The organism is Ruegeria sp. D3 (assembly GCF_056534465.1).
In genome coordinates, this window is sequence record NZ_JBQFPK010000006.1 from 123,860 (window position 1) to 139,644 (window position 15,785).

Consider the following 15,785-nt stretch of genomic DNA (forward strand, 5'->3'; position numbering starts at 1 on the left):
TGTAATGTCAAATCTCAAATTCACCCCCATCACAAAACTGCTCTTTGTTCTTTGTTGCTTATCAGGATGTGCTTCCGCACCTGACCTGGCGTTTGTTGAAAAGTCTTTTGAGCGCGGATCGGTCGGCGTTGGCGCAACCGCGCCTTCACCTAAATTGGCAAAAAGTGAGTTCGGTCAACTCGTACGTTCAGCCGTTCAAAATAGTCCCTCCAACGCACGTAGCGCAAGCAGATATGACCTGGCAATTGCAGATCGCGATTCCGCCCGGGGCGCATTTCTGCCTCGCGTTTCAATGGGGATTAACGCCAGATCCGAACGCATGGACAGCGATATTGCAGGTGTGACGCCCTTCGTTCGGATATCGCAACTAGTATATGACGGCGGCGCTGCGTCCGGAGAATTGACTGCCGCGAAAGCCCGAGTTCTTGAAAGTCGCGGCGATCAACTGCAAACTGCCGCTGCCATCGCCCTAACCGCAATTGAGGCATATGTCTCAGTTACTAATCAAAGAGAGATTCAAAGAATCTCCCTTGAAAACGTGGGCGTCCATGAGGAAATAACGCGCCAAATTACAGAGCGTTTTGAACAGGGCGCCGGTTCAAATGCCGACGTATTGACTGCGCAGTCCCGCATGGCAGACGCGCGGACACGGTTCGCAGATGCCAGAGCCCGCACAGATCGTGCTGAAGCTCAGTTTCATGAAGTGTTTGGCCACGAACCTGGCACCTTATCACCAGCGATAGAAGCTCCAAGAGTGCCAAGAACAGATGCACAGATCATTGCCGAAAGCCCTCAGGTTCGCCGCGCTGATGCTTCTTTGCTGGCGGCTAAATCGCAACAGTCAGCGGCGATTGCAAGACGTCAACCCGACATAGAAATTGTGGCCTTCACGGATCGCGATGACGGCAATGATGCGAATTTCGGCGTTGATCTATCGTTCAGCTACGAACTTGACAGCACAGGCCAACGAAAAGCGGCTATTGCCTCAGCAGAAGCTCAGGTCAAAGAGGCAGAATTTGCAAGAGAAGATCTGGTTCGTCAACTTCGCCGTGAGTTAGAATTCGTGCGCTCTGACCAAATGGCGGGAGCGGAAAGACTACAGGCAGCTCGGATTGCAGCCACCGTTAATGCTGACAGCGTTAAAGCTGCTCGCGCTCAGTTCACCATAGGACGGCGCAGCCTGATCGAAATCCTCGACGCACAACGCGACTTTGTCAACGCGCAGGAACGGCTAATCCTCGCCGAACAGAGTTTCTTTCTGACAAACTACGCGGTGCTCAGTTTGACAGGGGACATCCTTGATCTGTTGGGAATCCAGACGTTTGAACATGGAGCAAATCAATGATCGACCTGCGTTCCCTAACCAAAAGGACAGATTTACCTGATCTGGAAACGTGTTTGATTCACGTGGCTTCATCTTTGGAAAGATCGATTTCAGTAGCCAGTTTGCAGGCTGCAAGGTCCGGGGTATCGGGGAACTTAACCATTCCCCACGCGATTCAAGTTGCGCAAAATGCTGGACTCCAAGCTGGTTATGGCGCTTGGACGCTCTCGAGTTTCGACAATACGTTGGCTCCTGCCCTGTTATTTTTAAAAGACGATCGCGTCGTGGTTTTTCATGGGCGCTCGACCAGTGGCAGGGTCTTAATTTATGATCCAAGTCTGGGTGATGAGATTGGTGAAGTCTTCGAAAACAATCTCCAAGATGTTTATACCGGTTATGCGATCGTATTTCGCCGGTCTCAATCCGAAGATACAAAAAACAGCGGGTACCCTACTGCGGGCCATTGGTTCTGGTCCGCGATGGCAGCAAACCGTTGGTCCTATTTTCAGGTTGTCCTGGCGGCCTCGATTGCCAACCTGCTAGGTTTGTCCACCTCTGTTTTCATCATGGTCGTCTATGACCGTGTTTTACCTAACGAAGCCAAGGAGTCACTAATTGCCCTGACAATAGGTGTTGGGTTGGCTTTGCTGTTCGACTTCGCCCTCAAGTTGTTGCGGGCAGGGTTCATTGATCAGGCTGGGCAGAAAGCCGACTTGATCATCGGGCGTCGGATTTTCAATCAATTGGTTGATCTGCGCATGACTTCTCGTACCGGTTCAACCGGCGCTGTGGCGAGCACAGTTAGGGAATTCGAAACTCTGCGAGAGTTCTTTACTTCGGCAACCCTCGTCGCCTTAGTGGATTTGCCGTTCATTGGCTTGTTCATATTTGTAATTTACTTGGTCGGGGGCCCTTTAGCACTTGTGCCCACTTTGGCAGTGCCGGTTGTTCTGATGACGGGTCTGATTGCTCAACCAATTCTGTCACGGCTGGCCGAGCAAAGTTTTTCAGACGGGCAATCCAAGCAATCCGTACTGGTCGAAACTGTGTCAGGGTTGGAAACCATCAAAACCACGGCGGCGGCACAACAAATGCGTGCCCTTTGGGAAGATGCATTGGAACGGCAGTCTTCCCACGGCGTGAGAAGTCGTGCAGTTACGCAATTTGCACTAAATTTGACGGGTTTCACGCAACAGGCGGCCCAAGTGTTGATCGTGTTCTACGGAGTTTTTCTGATTGCCGATGGTCAGGGAAGTATGGGTGCGCTTATAGCTTCGGTTATGTTGACAGGACGGGCATTGGCGCCGCTTGGTCAACTGGCCCAGACACTTACACGGATCAATCAGGCCCGAAGTGCCTTTAAGAATCTTAACGCACTGATGAACGCCACGAATGAACGACCTCAAGGTCAAAAGTGGATACGTCGACCTGAATGCCAAGGCCAAATAACATTCAGAAACGTAGAGTTCACTTATCCAGAGCAGGCGGATGCTACTTTGTCTGGCCTTTCCTTTGATATCAAACCCGGAGAAAAAGTCGCAATTCTCGGCCCAATCGGCTCGGGGAAAAGCACAGTCACACGGCTGTTGCTTGGGCTGTACCAACCCCAGTCCGGGTCTGTGATGCTTGACGGAGTGGACATTCGCCAGTTGGACCCCGGGGATCTGCGTCGAAACATCGGTACTGTTCTACAGGATATCTGGCTCTTCTCAGGGTCGATACGGGACAATATTGCAAGTGGCAGCACCAGGCCTCGCGACCGGGACATTATCGAGGCCGGTAAAATTGCAGGTGTAGAAGACTTTACCGCCGCCCGATCCGGGGGGTATGACTTAATGCTGTCAGAACGTGGCGAGGGTTTATCAGGTGGGCAGCGGCAGTCCATTGCCCTAGCCAGGGCTTTAGTAACTCGACCTCCAATATTGTTGTTGGATGAGCCGACCAGTGCGATGGACGTCAAAACTGAAGCGAAAGTTATAGACCGCCTCAAAAAAGCGACGACAGACACTACGATGGTCATCGTTACCCATAGAACCAGCCTGCTGTCTTTAGTGGACCGTGTCATTGTTATCGAAAATGGACAGGTCAGCGCCGATGGTCCCAAGAGTATCCTAACTAACCACACCCTTGCTCAGCGGAGGCATCTGAATGTCGCAGCATCATGATTTTGCGTCATTGGCACGGGAAATGCGCGGACGGTCACCTCTTAAGGGCTCGATCCTGTTATTGGTCATATTGGCGTGTCTTATCAGCGCGGGTTTGTGGGCATATCTTACAGAACTGGACGACGTAACACGTGTAGACGGCAGGGTGGTTCCATTGGCGGACGTCCAGCTGATCGAAGCAACAGAAACTGGTGTGCTGCAGCATCTGCACGTGAACGAAGGTCAATTCGTGGAAAAAGGCGCGTTGCTGATGGAGTTCGACACGACGCAAATCGATAGTCAATTCAGTCAGGAACAACAGCGCGCTTTCGGATTAATGGCGCGGGCGGAACGGCTGATGGCCGAAATTGAAGACCGTGAGCTCTTTTTTTCCAAGGAACTGATGGAAGGGGCGCCGGACGTGGCCCGATCGGAAACTGCTTTGTACCAAGGTCGTCAGTCAGAGCTCATCGCTGAAATCGCGATCCTCGAGCGTCAACGGGAGCAGAAACAAAGGGAGTATGAAGAAGGGCTGGTAGACAAGTTAACAGCCGACGAAACTCTTAAGATCCTAGCTGAAGAGCGCGCCATCATGACGCCGCTTGTAGAAAAACGGATGGAACCCGCCACGACGCTGTTGACTCTGCGCCGTAATGAAGCCGAGTGGCATGGGCGCAGAACACGTGCGCAAGCTGTGACCAACAGACTGCAGACTGGCCTCGCAGAGATTGACGACCGAATTCGTGCGACGCGCAGCCGGTTTCACACTGCAGCCTTGACTGACCTTGCTGTTACAACGGCGGAATTGGCAGCGCTAAAACCCGTTTTGCCGGCTTTGCAGGATCGCGCAAGTCGCGCGCAAGTTAGATCTCCGGTTCGAGGCGTGGTCAACCGGATTCACAGAACCACGATTGGTGGGTTGGCCCGCAGCGGAGAGGAATTGATCGAGTTAGTTCCACTCGGGGACAATTTGCTTGTCGAAGCCTACGTGCGTCCAGATGATATCGCGTTTTTGCACGCCGGACAGCCGGTGAAGGTCAAAATCACCGCTTATGATTTCGCTCGATACGGTGCGCTGGATGGGGAAATAGTCCGGATCGGTGCAAACACCATAACGCGATCAGAACGAAATGACGAAGAAGTTTTTGTCGTTGAGATTCAAACCCAACAGTCTTTTCTGGATGCCAACGGAGTGGCAGTTGAGATCATTCCCGGCATGATCGCTGAAGTCGATATTCTAGCGGGGCGAAAAACTGTGATGGAATACCTGATAAGACCCGTCGTCAAAGTCAAAGAGCAAGCTCTGCGGGAATAGAAAGGGGTTCTGAAGGCGGGCCAACCGAACTAATAACCTGAAATCACTTGGCGGCCGTGGACTGAAAAACTCATAATGCCGATCGCTTATTGCCAAACGACATCTCCCAGAAAAATGTAGCCTGCACCATAAATCGTTTTGATTAATTTGGGGTTTTTGGGGTCTTCACCCAATTTGGTACGCAGTCGGGATATTCTGACGTCCATCGCCCGATCAAAACTATCCCCTGCGGCACCGCCCAAAGTCTCTTGCATATGTGCGCGACTGATCAACCTTTTTGGGCTTTCCAGAAACAGCCGCAAAACTTCCCCTTCGGCGTGGCTGAATGGGGTCTCGGTCCCTGCGCCATCATCCAGGATGTAGCGATCGAAATAGGCAGTCCAACCGTTAAAATGCGCCACATCAGAATGAGTTGGTCGCGCCCGCGGCGCTCGCAACCGGGCCCGTATGCGCGCGACAACTTCGGCAGGATCAAAGGGCTTGGTGATATAATCATCAGCACCCAATTCCAATCCGGTAACCCGGTCCTGTACCTGGGCTCGGCCCGAGATGATTATGACCGCTGCGCCTTGCTCTAGCGCCAAGCGATGCACCAGCGCCAGACCATCTGTGTCAGGCAATGAAAGATCCACCAGGCACACGTCTGGAGTAACACGTTTCAACGAGGCTTCGAACTCGCGCGCACGAGAGAAACTCTGGGTCCGGAAGCCTGCCTCCTCCAAAGCATCGGTCAATATCCGTCGAATTTCAGGTTCGTCATCAACGATCGTGACCAGTGGTTGGGTCATCAGGCGGCCTCGGTTCTGATCAGGGCGCAAAGTTGAGCGCGGGTGAATGGCTTGCGTAAAACTGGTGCTCGGACAAGCGCTTGTTTGTGCAATGGGTCGGAATAAGGCAGCGAAGTCATTAGAATGCAGGGCACCGATGCGTTTATGTCGTCCAAAAGATTCAACCCGGTCTCCTCTCCCTCAAGGCGGATATCCGACAGCACCAAGACTATGTCCTGTAAATTTTGAACTAAAGCTAAAGCCTCGGATTTCGAAGTTGCCTCGATCACGGAAAATCCCAGTTCGACCAGCATGTCACGGAATTGGCTTCTGAGCGCGTCGCTGTCTTCGACCAGCAGCACAAGCCCCTCTTGCACGGGCGGAGCCGGTCTGTACGGCAAACGCAGCACCACAAAGGCGCCAGACGGTGTGTTGCGCAGATCCAAATCCCCGCCAGCCAATTTGACCGTGTCATAAACCATTGGCAAACCAAGCCCAGACCCCTTATTCCCCTTGGTGGTAAAAAACGGGTTGAGTGCTTTGTCCAAAGCTTCAGGCGAAAAGCCGGGGCCAGTATCGGAAACCGCGATTTCCGCCCAGATGCTACCCACCTTATGAGCGCTGATGGTAATCTGACCTGTTTCACCACAGGCATCGCGCGCATTTAACACAAGGTTCAGCAGGGCATCCTGCACCATGCCCGAATCCAGCATCAAGGCGACGTCTGGCAGTGTATTGACCACCGATAGCCCAACACCGCGCGGCAACGACGGCGAGGCCAGAATTCGCAGGTCTTCAAGTAACCCACGCATATCGGTTGCCTTGGGTTGAGGAGTGCGATTGCCCGTCATATCCGCTATTCTGTTCAGCAATTGGCCCCCGCGGCGGGCAGTCTGCTGCGTGGCGGTGACCAACTCACGGGCATATTCCGGCAAGTCCATCTTTTGCAGTCGGGATTGCATTCCAAGAATGATCGTCAAGAGGTTCGAGAAATCATGGGCAAGGCCGCTGGTCATCTGGGCCGCCATGGCCCGACGGCGCGTTTGCTGCAAGGCGACCCGGGCTTGTGTTTCTTCGGTGATATCAACTGACATGATATAAACCCCGCCTTCTTTGTCTGGCGTGAAAGAAACACGAATACGTCGCGAACCCTGGTTTTCAGTGAACTCGAAAACGGAAGTTTCACCGTCATACGCTTTCTGAAGGTGCGGCTCGACTTTGTCATAGGCCGCAGCACCCAATGCCTCAGAAATATGCATCCCGATTATGTCGGACGGACGGCCTGGCATCACTGAATTCAGACGTCGATTGGAATAGTCATATCTTCCTTCAATATCCAAATGCGCTATATGAGCAGGCATCATTTCAGTCGTCATGCGCGTGCGGGCTTCGGTTTCGGTCAACTGCCGCTTGGCTTCTTCCAATGCCGAATTTGTAGAAGCGAGCTTTCGGTTCGCTGCCGACAGTTCCTCGGCCCTGTCCAAAAGTTGCCCGGACAGTTCTACCGAACGGGCGCGCAGCAGGGCCTCAGCCTGTTTGGTGTTTGTGATATCTGTATAAACTGCAACCCACCCCCCCTTCGGCAACGGCGCGCCCTCGACCGAGATAACCTGACCGTTGGCTCGAACGCGTTCAAGGTAGTGGGGTTCAAAAGTCAAAGCCTGTCGGATTCGGCGTTCGACGATCTGGTCAGCATCCGCATCATCGCCATACTCACCATGTGTTGCCAGATAGTGGATGGTATCCCGAAACAGCGCACCGGGTTTGACGAGGTCATCGGGCAGGTCAAACATCACCTGAAACGGTCGATTGCTTACAACCAGTCGAAGCTGACTGTCATAGATCGACAACGCCTGACCAATCAGATTCAACCCGGCCGACGTCATCGCTTTGATCTGTTCTTCGGTGATGTCCAATTTCACCCTCCCCGAGTTATATCCGTAACATCGGAAATCTCGCAGGTGTAGAGGCGTTAGCGCCCAAGGCCACGCAGAATTCGATCAATGCCTAGAGCGAGACTTTGGGCCGTCGGATGTAATCGCACATAATGACAACGTGTGGTCCATATTGCGCATTCGGTGCCGCAACATTTGGCGCGTAAGCCGGGCCAGTTCGGGTGCGTAGTCGGGGTTGAACGCCACGTTTTCAAACTCTCCACGGCCCGTTTGGTCAAAAAGCATGGGAGGCAGGTCCGCAGCGAACTCTACCAGAGTAAAGCGGTCATCCCGCAATATTCCAAGGGATGAATCGCTGGGATCAGTCCCTAGCTGTTCCTGCCAGATCGTAGGGTTCAAAGGTTCGGAAAAGTCCAGCTCACTAAAGGAATAGCTGCGCCAGTCCTCGGGCAGGTTCCCACGCAGCAAAGGCAACAGAGACCGCCCATCCATCGAATTTGGAATGGATTGCCCAATCCAGTCGAGAATGGTCGGAGTAACATCGATGGATTCGGTCGGAGCAGAAATGACGGAACCCGCTTGGTCTCGATTGCCAGGCAACCGGATCATAAGGGGCGTGTGAAAGGCCGCATCATAGACGGTCATTTTGCCCCAGCTGTTTCGATCTCCGAGCATCTCTCCGTGGTCGGCAGTTATGACGATCAAAGTGTCGTCATACTGCCCACTGTCCTTCAGGAACTGGACGACCCGTCCGATATGGTGATCAACTTCCGTCGCCAACCCCAGATAAACAGATCGCAGAATTTGGATGTTCTCAGGCGTCGGATCAACGTTCTTAAAACCCAGGACGAAATCAGCAGCAGTCTGTTTTTGCATAGTAGGTGCAAAGAAAGGATGAACTTCGGCCTCGCTGTTCGCGCCCCCAAGCCCGGCAGGCAGAGGGAGCGACGTTGGGTCATACATGTTGTTGTAGGGGGCAGGTGCCACAAGGGGTGGATGCGGGCGGATATAGGTGAGATGTGCAAACCAATTCTGCCCAACAAGCGGCGCCATACTATTAAGGAATACATCCGTCAAAAACGCGGTGTCACTGTCTTTGGCCGCGTACAACGCTGGATCATTCAGCTTGGCCGGACCACCGGACTCAGAGACCGGTGAATGGACATCCCAATAGCTGTCAAAGGAATAGCCCTGTTTCATCAAGTGCGACCGCCATGGGTAAGACTCTTCTAGTCGCATCTCGACCACTTCTTCGAACCCGGCCATGGGTTGTTCATAAGACCGAAGAACAGGGTCATTTGGGTCGTGTATCCTAGGGTCGGCCGTCGTGTCGGTATAGCCAAACAACAAAGGCGAGTAGCCAGCCTTTCGCATTTCACTTGCTATGGTCGGGGTATCGTGACGCAAAGGTGTTCCGTTTCGCACGGACCGATGGTTCATCGCATATTGCCCGGTCAGGATAGACGCGCGCGACGGGCCACAAGGGTTGGTCACTGAAAAATGCCTGTCGAACGTCACCGCCTCTTGCATGAAGGCGCGCATGTTGGGCAGGTCGACATGTCCCGCCAGTGCGCCGTTCAGACAATCGGCCCTAAGCTGGTCAATAATGATAAAAAGGACATTCCCGGCGCGATGCATCCCAATTCCTCTGATCCTGCTGGCTTGGCTTTTGATGCGGACATTGTCCGGGTTCTGCCCAAGCAGCAACAGATTCGTTAGACTTGGCCTTAGTTAAGATCAGACTTGAAACGTGTTTGTCGGCTTGGTCGATCAATCCTGCGTCTGAAACTGTCACACATGCGCTATTGAGAGGAGAGAATTACCAGAATCTTTCGAAAAATACGTTGCAGCGCACGCGTGTTTTAAATCACATACGCTCATGACCCGACCAACTGTAAATTTGAACCATGATGCTGAAGGCATCAGCATTCTAGTGTCGGGTGAACTGCTAACCCAAACCCTAAGCAGTATAGAAGCCGCATTCACATCCTTCACGCCTACGGGGAACAAGGTCGTTGTCGACCTGTCAGACGTTCAGGCAATGGATACAAGCGGCGCATGGCTGGTCGCCGATCTGACCCGCCGGGTACAAAAGGCAGGGGGTGAGATTGATCTTCATGGTGCGTCACCTGCCTATTCCGACCTGATTGCGACTGTGTCCAAAAGCATCCCCGATGACCCAGTAACTGAAATTCACCATCGCAGCTTTGGAGACTGGGTGGAAAGCGTCGGCAAACGGACGGCGGGCGGGTGGAAAGACACCCTGTCGATGCTGGACTTTCTTGGCCTGACGCTGCACCGACTAGGCCGGACCCTTCTGAACCCACGCAGGCTACGGCGGGCGGCTCTGGTCTCGCAGATGGAAGAGGTCGGTTTCAAAGCCATTCCGATCGTTGCCTTGATGGGTTTTCTGATTGGCGTCGTTTTGGCATTCCAAGGTGCAACCCAGTTGAAACAGTTCGGCGCCGAGATTTTCGTAGTCGAACTGATCTCGATCTCGGTTTTGCGGGAATTGGGCATCCTTCTGACGGCTATTATTGTGGCAGGTAGGTCCGGTTCGGCTTTCACGGCGTCCATAGGCTCGATGAAAGTGCAAGAAGAGATTGATGCCATGCGCACCTTGGGCCTGGACCCGATTGAGGTTTTGGTCATCCCGCGGGTGGTCGCCTTGCTGATTATGTTGCCGATCCTTGGCTTCATTTCCGATATCTCCGCCCTGATTGGTGGTGGACTTATGAGCTGGATCGACCTCGACGTCAGCCCCGGAATGTTCGCGACGCGGTTGAAGGAAAACACAGGCATCTGGCAATTTGCGATCGGCATGATCAAAGCGCCGTTCTTTGCACTGGTCATCGGTGTTATCGCCTGTTGGCAAGCGTTGCAGGTCAAGGGGTCTGCGCAAAGCGTCGGGCAGAGGACAACCTCGTCTGTGGTTCAATCCATTTTTATGGTTATTGCACTGGACGCTTTGTTCTCGATCTTCTTCTCGGTCATGGGGGTCTGACATGGACGGAACCGTTCTGCAGAAAACAACCCAGGCCGACACCCAGCGCGAGGCCGTCATTCGGGTACGTAACCTGACCAACCAGTTTGGGCCGCAGGTGGTTCACCAGCACCTTGATCTGGACGTCTGGCGCGGTGAGGTACTGGGCATTGTCGGCGGGTCAGGTACTGGTAAGTCCGTTCTGCTAAGGACAATTGTCGGGCTGAACAAACCTACAGCTGGCAGTATTGAAGTTCTGGGCGTCGACGTGTTGAACGGTCCCGAACAGGAGCGTCGAAGGATTGAACAGCGTTGGGGTGTTGCATTCCAGGATGGGGCGCTGTTTTCGTCACTTACCGTTTTGCAGAATGTCATCGCTCCTCTGCGCGAACACACTGGTATGAGTGAAAGCCTAATGTGCGCACTTGGCAGTTTGAAAATCAGCCTAGTCGGTTTGCCTCAGCTCAGTTGTGGCAAATTTCCTTCGGAACTTTCAGGCGGGATGCGCAAGCGGGCTGCGCTGGCCCGTGCGTTGGCAATGGATCCCGAAATCGTTTTCTTGGATGAGCCCACGGCCGGGTTGGACCCGATCGGAGCCGCCGCTTATGACGATCTGATCGGAGAACTGCAAAATGCGCTGGGATTAACTGTATTCATGGTCACGCACGATCTGGACAGCCTGTATGCCATTTGTGACCGTATTGCCGTTCTCGCGGAAAAACGCGTTTTGGTTGAAGGGCCGATTGAAGAAATGACCAAAGTCGATCATCCTTGGGTGCAAGAATATTTCACCGGCCCTCGGGCGCGCGCAGCGCAAGAGAAAGGGCAAAGCAGGTAGAACCATGGAAACCCGAGCGAATTATATCTTGATCGGCGCCTTCACCCTTGCGGGCATACTTGGTGCTTTCGGGTTCTTTCTGTGGCTCGCCAAATTCGAAATCTCGCGGCAATACGCTTATTATGATGTGTTGTTCGAAAATGTCTCGGGCCTATCCGCTGCTGGTGGAGTCAGCTACAATGGCCTGCCGGTAGGTCAGGTGATTTCTCTGAATCTCGATGAAAATGACCCTTCAAAAGTACGCGTTCGTCTGGAAGTTGACGCTGAAATCCCGGTTACGACAGAGACAATCGCTCAGTTACAATCGCTTGGTGTAACAGGTGTCAGCTATGTAGAGCTGACCGGTGGTTCGCCCACAGCCGAGCGTCTACCGCAAGATAGCCTCATCAAAAGTAAACGCAGCGCGATACAATCCTTATTCGAAGGCGCTCCGCTGCTGATGGAAAAAGCAATAACGTTGCTAGAAGACATCAATGAGGTCGTCGACGACAAGAACCGGCAGGCGGTTTCGGATATTCTGGAAAACGTCGCCTCGGCCACTGGTCGCCTAGATAAGACACTGTCAGACTTTGAAGGCCTGTCGTCTGATCTGGGTGGAGCAGCGCGTGAGATTTCTGCTTTCTCAAAACGGCTTGATAATCTGGCCGACACGGCGGAAACAACGCTGGAAACTGGTACGGACACTTTAAAAAGCGTTAGAACAGCGTCCGAATCCGCCGCTGCTGCCTTGGACAGTGCAAAGGTTACTTTTGAAACAGCGGATCAGGTCATCCAACAGGATCTCAAACCATTCATTGAGCAAGCCTCGTCTTTGGCTGAGAACTTGTCGGGCCTGTCGGATGAAGGCAGCGTCGCGCTGGCAACAGTTTCCGAGACTTTCCTGAATGCAAACAAAACCCTTGGTACGATCACAGGTGCGATGGAAGCGGCCAAGGGAACCCTCACCTCGGCCGAGCGTGCCTTTGACTCGGCGAACCGAGTGATTAACGAAGACGTGGGAGAGGTGGTTGCAGACATTCGTAACGCAGCCAATCAGGTGGCGAACACGGTCACACGGGTAACCGACCGGCTGGACGAAATATCAGCTGATGTTCTCAGTGCTTCAAAGTCCGCTTCTGAATTGCTAGGCACGATTGACGGCATCGTTCAGGAGAACCGCCGTCAACTGTCTGATTTCATGCGCGTTGGCTTGCCCCAATTCACTCGCTTTATCGAAGAATCCCAACGGCTTGTCGTTAGCCTCGATCGGTTGGTCGACAAGGTCGAACGCGATCCTGCACGCTTTTTGCTGGGAACCCAAGCATCGGAGTTTCGCCAATGATCAGGATATTCCTTGCTTTACTGGTGGTTGCGGCCATCGCGGGCTGTACAGGGCTGGGAACGCTTACGCAGGCGTCTAAACCGAACGATCTCTACTTGCTCACGCCCAAAAGCACATTTTCAACGTCCTTGCCACGAATCCAACGACAGATTGTAGTGGAAGAACCGACCGCAACCGCGGCGGTCAATACGGATCAGATCGCGGTGCAACCTACACCGCTTCAGGTGCAATACCTACCGCGGGCGCGTTGGGTGGACCGGGCACCTTTGATTGTTCAATCCCTGCTGGTCGAAAGCTATGAAAACAGCGGAAAAGTCGCTGCAGTCGGACGGTCCATTGTGGGTTTGCGCGCGGACTATGTCATAGTCCCAGACCTACGCGAATTTCAGGGAATCGTCGTAGAACAGCCCGACGGCTCATCAATTGTACGGGTCGAAGTCAGAATGAATATCAAAATCATCGATGAGTTCGAGGACAAGATCATCGCGTCGGACTCGTTTCAAGAATATGTCATTTCAGAAAGCGACCAGACACCCGATCTGGTCAATGCCTTTGACGTCGCATTGGGCAAGACCATGCGCGACGCTGTCGAATGGAGTATTCGGAGAATACACACCCACGCCAGCAACAACCCTAGGTCTTTCTGATAGAGGTCGTTGGGTGCCGCGTAGGACGGCACCCGTTGTGACTAACGCTCAAGCGATTGCGCGAGGCGCATCAGCGTCACAGCTTCTGATCGATACCCAAACGGATCATCGCCACGGGATGTGCTGGCCAATGCGATGGCTTCATCATAGGACCAGCCGTTTAGATATTCACCTCGGCGTAGCAACTGGCCGAACCCTGCAATGGCATATGAGAAACCAATATCTTCGGTCACGTTGCCCTGCCCGGAGAAAATCGGTTCCTGGATCAATTGGCTTTCCTCTGAGCCCGGTGCTTTGAAGCGCAGCTTCAAGTAGCCAATCTCTTCAGACGCGTCGGACACCACGCTGTCGGCATAGCGAAGAGGTTCGTTCCTAATGGCTTCAGACCCCACCGGTGTCACTTCGTATATCGCCGTGACCGAATGCCCTGCCCCAATATCTCCGGCATCGACCTTGTCGTTTGTAAAGTCCTCGCGTCGGAGGCTTCGGGTTTCATAACCGATCAGGCGGTATTCAGCGATCTGAGCGGGATTGAACTCTACCTGAATCTTCACGTCATTTGCGATCGGGAACAATGCACCTGTCAGTTGGTCGACCAGAATTTTACGCGCCTCGCTCAAGGTGTCGATGTAAGCGGCCTGACCGTTCCCATTCTGAGCCAGCGTCTGCATGACCTCATCGTCAAGATTGCCGCGCCCAAACCCCAGAACGCTGAGATATGTTCCGCTGTCTCGCTTGCGAGCAATAAAGTCCCGCAGCGCTTCGGGATCAGCCATCCCAACATTGAAGTCACCATCTGTCGCCAAAAGGACTCGGGTAACCTCACCTTCAGCAGACATAGTTTCCGCCACTTCATATGCTTGCTGTAAGCCGGCCTGCCCTGCAGTCGAACCACCGGCTTCAAGGCGCTGAAGGGCAGCTAGGATCTTACCTTGATCAGATGCAAATGTCGGCTCCAAAACTTGTCCAGCGCTGCCTGCATAGGTGACGATGGACACCTGATCCTCGGGCCGCAACTCAGCCAGCATTAAGCGGAAGGACTTCTTGAGCAGCGGCAGTTTATTGGCGTCCTGCATCGAACCCGACGTATCGATCAGAAAGACAAGGTTAAGCGGCGGGCGTTCCTCGACAACCGGCGTCATACCTTGAATTGCGACATGGACAAGCTGAGTCCCATCGTTCCAAGGGGTTGGGCTTACAGTGATCGAAGGTCGGAAAGGCGCTTGACCCTCGGGCAGAGGATAGGCGTAGGGGAAGTAGTTTATCATTTCCTCGATACGCACCGCATCACGCGGGGGCAATTTGCCATTCAGCAACGACGACCGAACGATTGAATATGAGGCCGTATCGACGTCGATCGAAAATGTGGACACGGGATCGTCTGCTGTAATTTTCAGCGGGTTTGTTTCGGCAGTGGCAAATGCCTCAGTATCCCTTTCGAGGGACAAGCCATGCAGGCGCGACAGCTCAGATGGCGTGCTGCCGCCCTCATCCGCAGTCAGGGAATTACCATTTACGACGGATCTCTGGCCTGTAGCCCGCTGGTTTCTCGGCTCAGACAATGGGGCGGGGAGTTCGGCCAACACTGGGGCTTCAAACCCTGGCTCACTGTTACCGAGAGCGTCTTCAGCCTCTGCCACCACATTTTGTGGGACATCGGGTTGGACTTGTTTCCAAGACGTTGGGTTCGGCACATAGTCACGTGTCTGCGGCAGGACCACAACCAGAGCAACGGCTGCAACGGCTGTCGTGGCCGTCAGCAGACCACGGTGTAAGAGGGCATTCAACATGGATTTCGCTCCTTTTGTCACGCGGGCCAACAGGCCTCGCCTGACATTGGGACGGTCCTGGGCGGACGATCCTTGGAGCGCCGCAAAGTTTTTTTGCGCCAGTTTCATATTGGCGGCTCGACGGGATGCGTCTGGACCGGGGGTCGAGACGTCCATTACTTTCTTCAACTGCTCAAGATCATCGGTCATTGCGCCAACTCCTCTTGCCGCATTGCACGCAGACGCTTTCGAATTTCAGCAAGACGCCATGACACGGTACCTTCGGACACTCCCAATACTTCACCCGCCTGCGCATGCGTCATCTCATCTTCAACGGTCAGGGCCAGCGTCTCCTGCAAGTCGAGCGGCAACAACCGCATCGCTGTTTGCAGCCACTCCACGGCTTCCGCTATCTCGGCTGCTTCGGCGCGGCGCATCTGCTCAACGTCGCCCCACCCAAGCGCGGCTCTGCTGCGCGTCGCCTGCCTGCGGCGTGTGTCCTCGACGGCGTTCACCACAACGCGATACAACCAAGTGGTAAATTTCGACCGCGCTTGAAACCCGGCAATCTTGGACGGCAAACTGGCACAGATATCCTGAGTAATATCCTCGGCCTGTTCCTCGCGGCCGGTCAATCGATAGGCCAGACGGAAAATTCGATCGTAGTGACGCTCCAGAAGGGCAGCAAACGCCTCAGCGTCCCCTTCAATCGCGGCTTGAGCCAAGTCTTCATCCGACGTTTCCATGCGCATCACGATGAGTAAGACGCATCTGAAAGGTCA

Annotated in this window: 12 protein-coding genes; 7 read left to right on the forward strand and 5 right to left on the reverse strand. The window is 53.8% G+C overall.

Annotation, left to right across the window (positions count from 1 at the left end):
* The first annotated feature begins 4 nt into the window (after positions 1-4).
* From ACR0DX_RS10710 to ACR0DX_RS10720, 3 genes are read left to right on the forward strand one after another with little or no spacing between them, the layout of a single operon-like run.
* A complete protein-coding gene (locus ACR0DX_RS10710) occupies positions 5-1,345 on the forward strand; it encodes a TolC family protein (protein WP_170527626.1) in 1,341 nt (446 codons plus the stop codon).
* Entirely contained in the window at positions 1,342-3,489 is a 2,148-nt protein-coding gene (locus ACR0DX_RS10715) for a type I secretion system permease/ATPase (RefSeq protein ID WP_480846084.1), read from the forward strand. Before ACR0DX_RS10710 ends, ACR0DX_RS10715 begins: the two co-directional genes overlap by 4 nt.
* Positions 3,473-4,783 carry an HlyD family type I secretion periplasmic adaptor subunit gene (locus ACR0DX_RS10720; protein ID WP_170355174.1) on the forward strand — a complete coding sequence of 437 codons (1,311 nt, stop codon included), beginning with the start codon at positions 3,473-3,475 and terminating at the stop codon, positions 4,781-4,783. The genes ACR0DX_RS10715 and ACR0DX_RS10720 overlap by 17 nt, the downstream gene beginning before the upstream one ends.
* Before the next feature lie 86 nt (positions 4,784-4,869).
* Here the strand turns inward: ACR0DX_RS10720 and ACR0DX_RS10725 are convergent, their stop codons facing one another.
* The 3 genes from ACR0DX_RS10725 to ACR0DX_RS10735 all read right to left on the reverse strand — a co-directional run bounded on the left by ACR0DX_RS10725 (position 4,870) and on the right by ACR0DX_RS10735 (position 9,083).
* Positions 4,870-5,571: a response regulator transcription factor gene (locus ACR0DX_RS10725; protein ID WP_170355175.1), complete on the reverse strand. Its 702-nt coding sequence runs from the start codon at positions 5,569-5,571 to the stop codon at positions 4,870-4,872.
* Positions 5,571-7,436 carry a PAS-domain containing protein gene (locus ACR0DX_RS10730; protein WP_480846172.1) on the reverse strand — a complete coding sequence of 622 codons (1,866 nt, stop codon included), beginning with the start codon at positions 7,434-7,436 and terminating at the stop codon, positions 5,571-5,573. Before ACR0DX_RS10730 ends, ACR0DX_RS10725 begins: the two co-directional genes overlap by 1 nt.
* Before the next feature lie 114 nt (positions 7,437-7,550).
* Positions 7,551-9,083: an alkaline phosphatase family protein gene (locus ACR0DX_RS10735; RefSeq protein WP_170355177.1), complete on the reverse strand. Its 1,533-nt coding sequence runs from the start codon at positions 9,081-9,083 to the stop codon at positions 7,551-7,553.
* A 241-nt stretch (positions 9,084-9,324) separates the two neighbouring features.
* On the opposite strand from ACR0DX_RS10735, the gene ACR0DX_RS10740 reads away from it, so the two are divergent.
* Genes ACR0DX_RS10740 through ACR0DX_RS10755 form a run of 4 tightly spaced genes read left to right on the forward strand, consistent with a single transcriptional unit; the run spans position 9,325 to position 13,234 of the window.
* Positions 9,325-10,449 (forward strand): ABC transporter permease, encoded by a 1,125-nt coding sequence (locus ACR0DX_RS10740; RefSeq protein WP_170355178.1) that lies wholly within the window; start codon positions 9,325-9,327, stop codon positions 10,447-10,449.
* 1 nt (position 10,450) lies between these two features.
* Positions 10,451-11,266, forward strand: coding sequence for an ABC transporter ATP-binding protein (locus ACR0DX_RS10745; RefSeq protein ID WP_170355179.1), 816 nt, complete (start codon positions 10,451-10,453; stop codon positions 11,264-11,266).
* A 4-nt stretch (positions 11,267-11,270) separates the two neighbouring features.
* On the forward strand, positions 11,271-12,587 hold the full coding sequence (locus ACR0DX_RS10750; protein WP_170724616.1) for an MlaD family protein: 1,317 nt from the start codon (positions 11,271-11,273) through the stop codon (positions 12,585-12,587).
* Entirely contained in the window at positions 12,584-13,234 is a 651-nt protein-coding gene (locus ACR0DX_RS10755; protein ID WP_170355181.1) for an ABC-type transport auxiliary lipoprotein family protein, read from the forward strand. The genes ACR0DX_RS10750 and ACR0DX_RS10755 overlap by 4 nt, the downstream gene beginning before the upstream one ends.
* 41 nt (positions 13,235-13,275) lie before the next feature.
* Here ACR0DX_RS10755 and ACR0DX_RS10760 read toward each other — a convergent pair whose 3' ends face one another.
* Complete coding sequence (locus tag ACR0DX_RS10760; RefSeq protein WP_170527623.1) at positions 13,276-15,213, reverse strand: VWA domain-containing protein; 1,938 nt, start codon at positions 15,211-15,213, stop codon at positions 13,276-13,278.
* Positions 15,210-15,749 (reverse strand): RNA polymerase sigma factor, encoded by a 540-nt coding sequence (locus ACR0DX_RS10765; RefSeq protein WP_170355183.1) that lies wholly within the window; start codon positions 15,747-15,749, stop codon positions 15,210-15,212. The genes ACR0DX_RS10760 and ACR0DX_RS10765 overlap by 4 nt, the downstream gene beginning before the upstream one ends.
* Positions 15,750-15,785 lie beyond the last annotated feature (36 nt).

Bases quoted from the DNA above. Each gene is read 5' to 3' on its own strand.
- ACR0DX_RS10710 (WP_170527626.1), top strand. From the start codon at position 5: ATGTCAAATCTCAAATTCACCCCCATCACAAAACTGCTCTTTGTTCTT.
- ACR0DX_RS10715 (WP_480846084.1), top strand. From the start codon at position 1,342: ATGATCGACCTGCGTTCCCTAACCAAAAGGACAGATTTACCTGATCTG.
- ACR0DX_RS10720 (WP_170355174.1), top strand. From the start codon at position 3,473: ATGTCGCAGCATCATGATTTTGCGTCATTGGCACGGGAAATGCGCGGA.
- ACR0DX_RS10725 (WP_170355175.1), bottom strand. From the start codon at position 5,571: ATGACCCAACCACTGGTCACGATCGTTGATGACGAACCTGAAATTCGA.
- ACR0DX_RS10730 (WP_480846172.1), bottom strand. From the start codon at position 7,436: ATGACGTCGGCCGGGTTGAATCTGATTGGTCAGGCGTTGTCGATCTAT.
- ACR0DX_RS10735 (WP_170355177.1), bottom strand. From the start codon at position 9,083: ATGCATCGCGCCGGGAATGTCCTTTTTATCATTATTGACCAGCTTAGG.
- ACR0DX_RS10740 (WP_170355178.1), top strand. From the start codon at position 9,325: ATGACCCGACCAACTGTAAATTTGAACCATGATGCTGAAGGCATCAGC.
- ACR0DX_RS10745 (WP_170355179.1), top strand. From the start codon at position 10,451: ATGGACGGAACCGTTCTGCAGAAAACAACCCAGGCCGACACCCAGCGC.
- ACR0DX_RS10750 (WP_170724616.1), top strand. From the start codon at position 11,271: ATGGAAACCCGAGCGAATTATATCTTGATCGGCGCCTTCACCCTTGCG.
- ACR0DX_RS10755 (WP_170355181.1), top strand. From the start codon at position 12,584: ATGATCAGGATATTCCTTGCTTTACTGGTGGTTGCGGCCATCGCGGGC.
- ACR0DX_RS10760 (WP_170527623.1), bottom strand. From the start codon at position 15,213: ATGACCGATGATCTTGAGCAGTTGAAGAAAGTAATGGACGTCTCGACC.
- ACR0DX_RS10765 (WP_170355183.1), bottom strand. From the start codon at position 15,749: ATGGAAACGTCGGATGAAGACTTGGCTCAAGCCGCGATTGAAGGGGAC.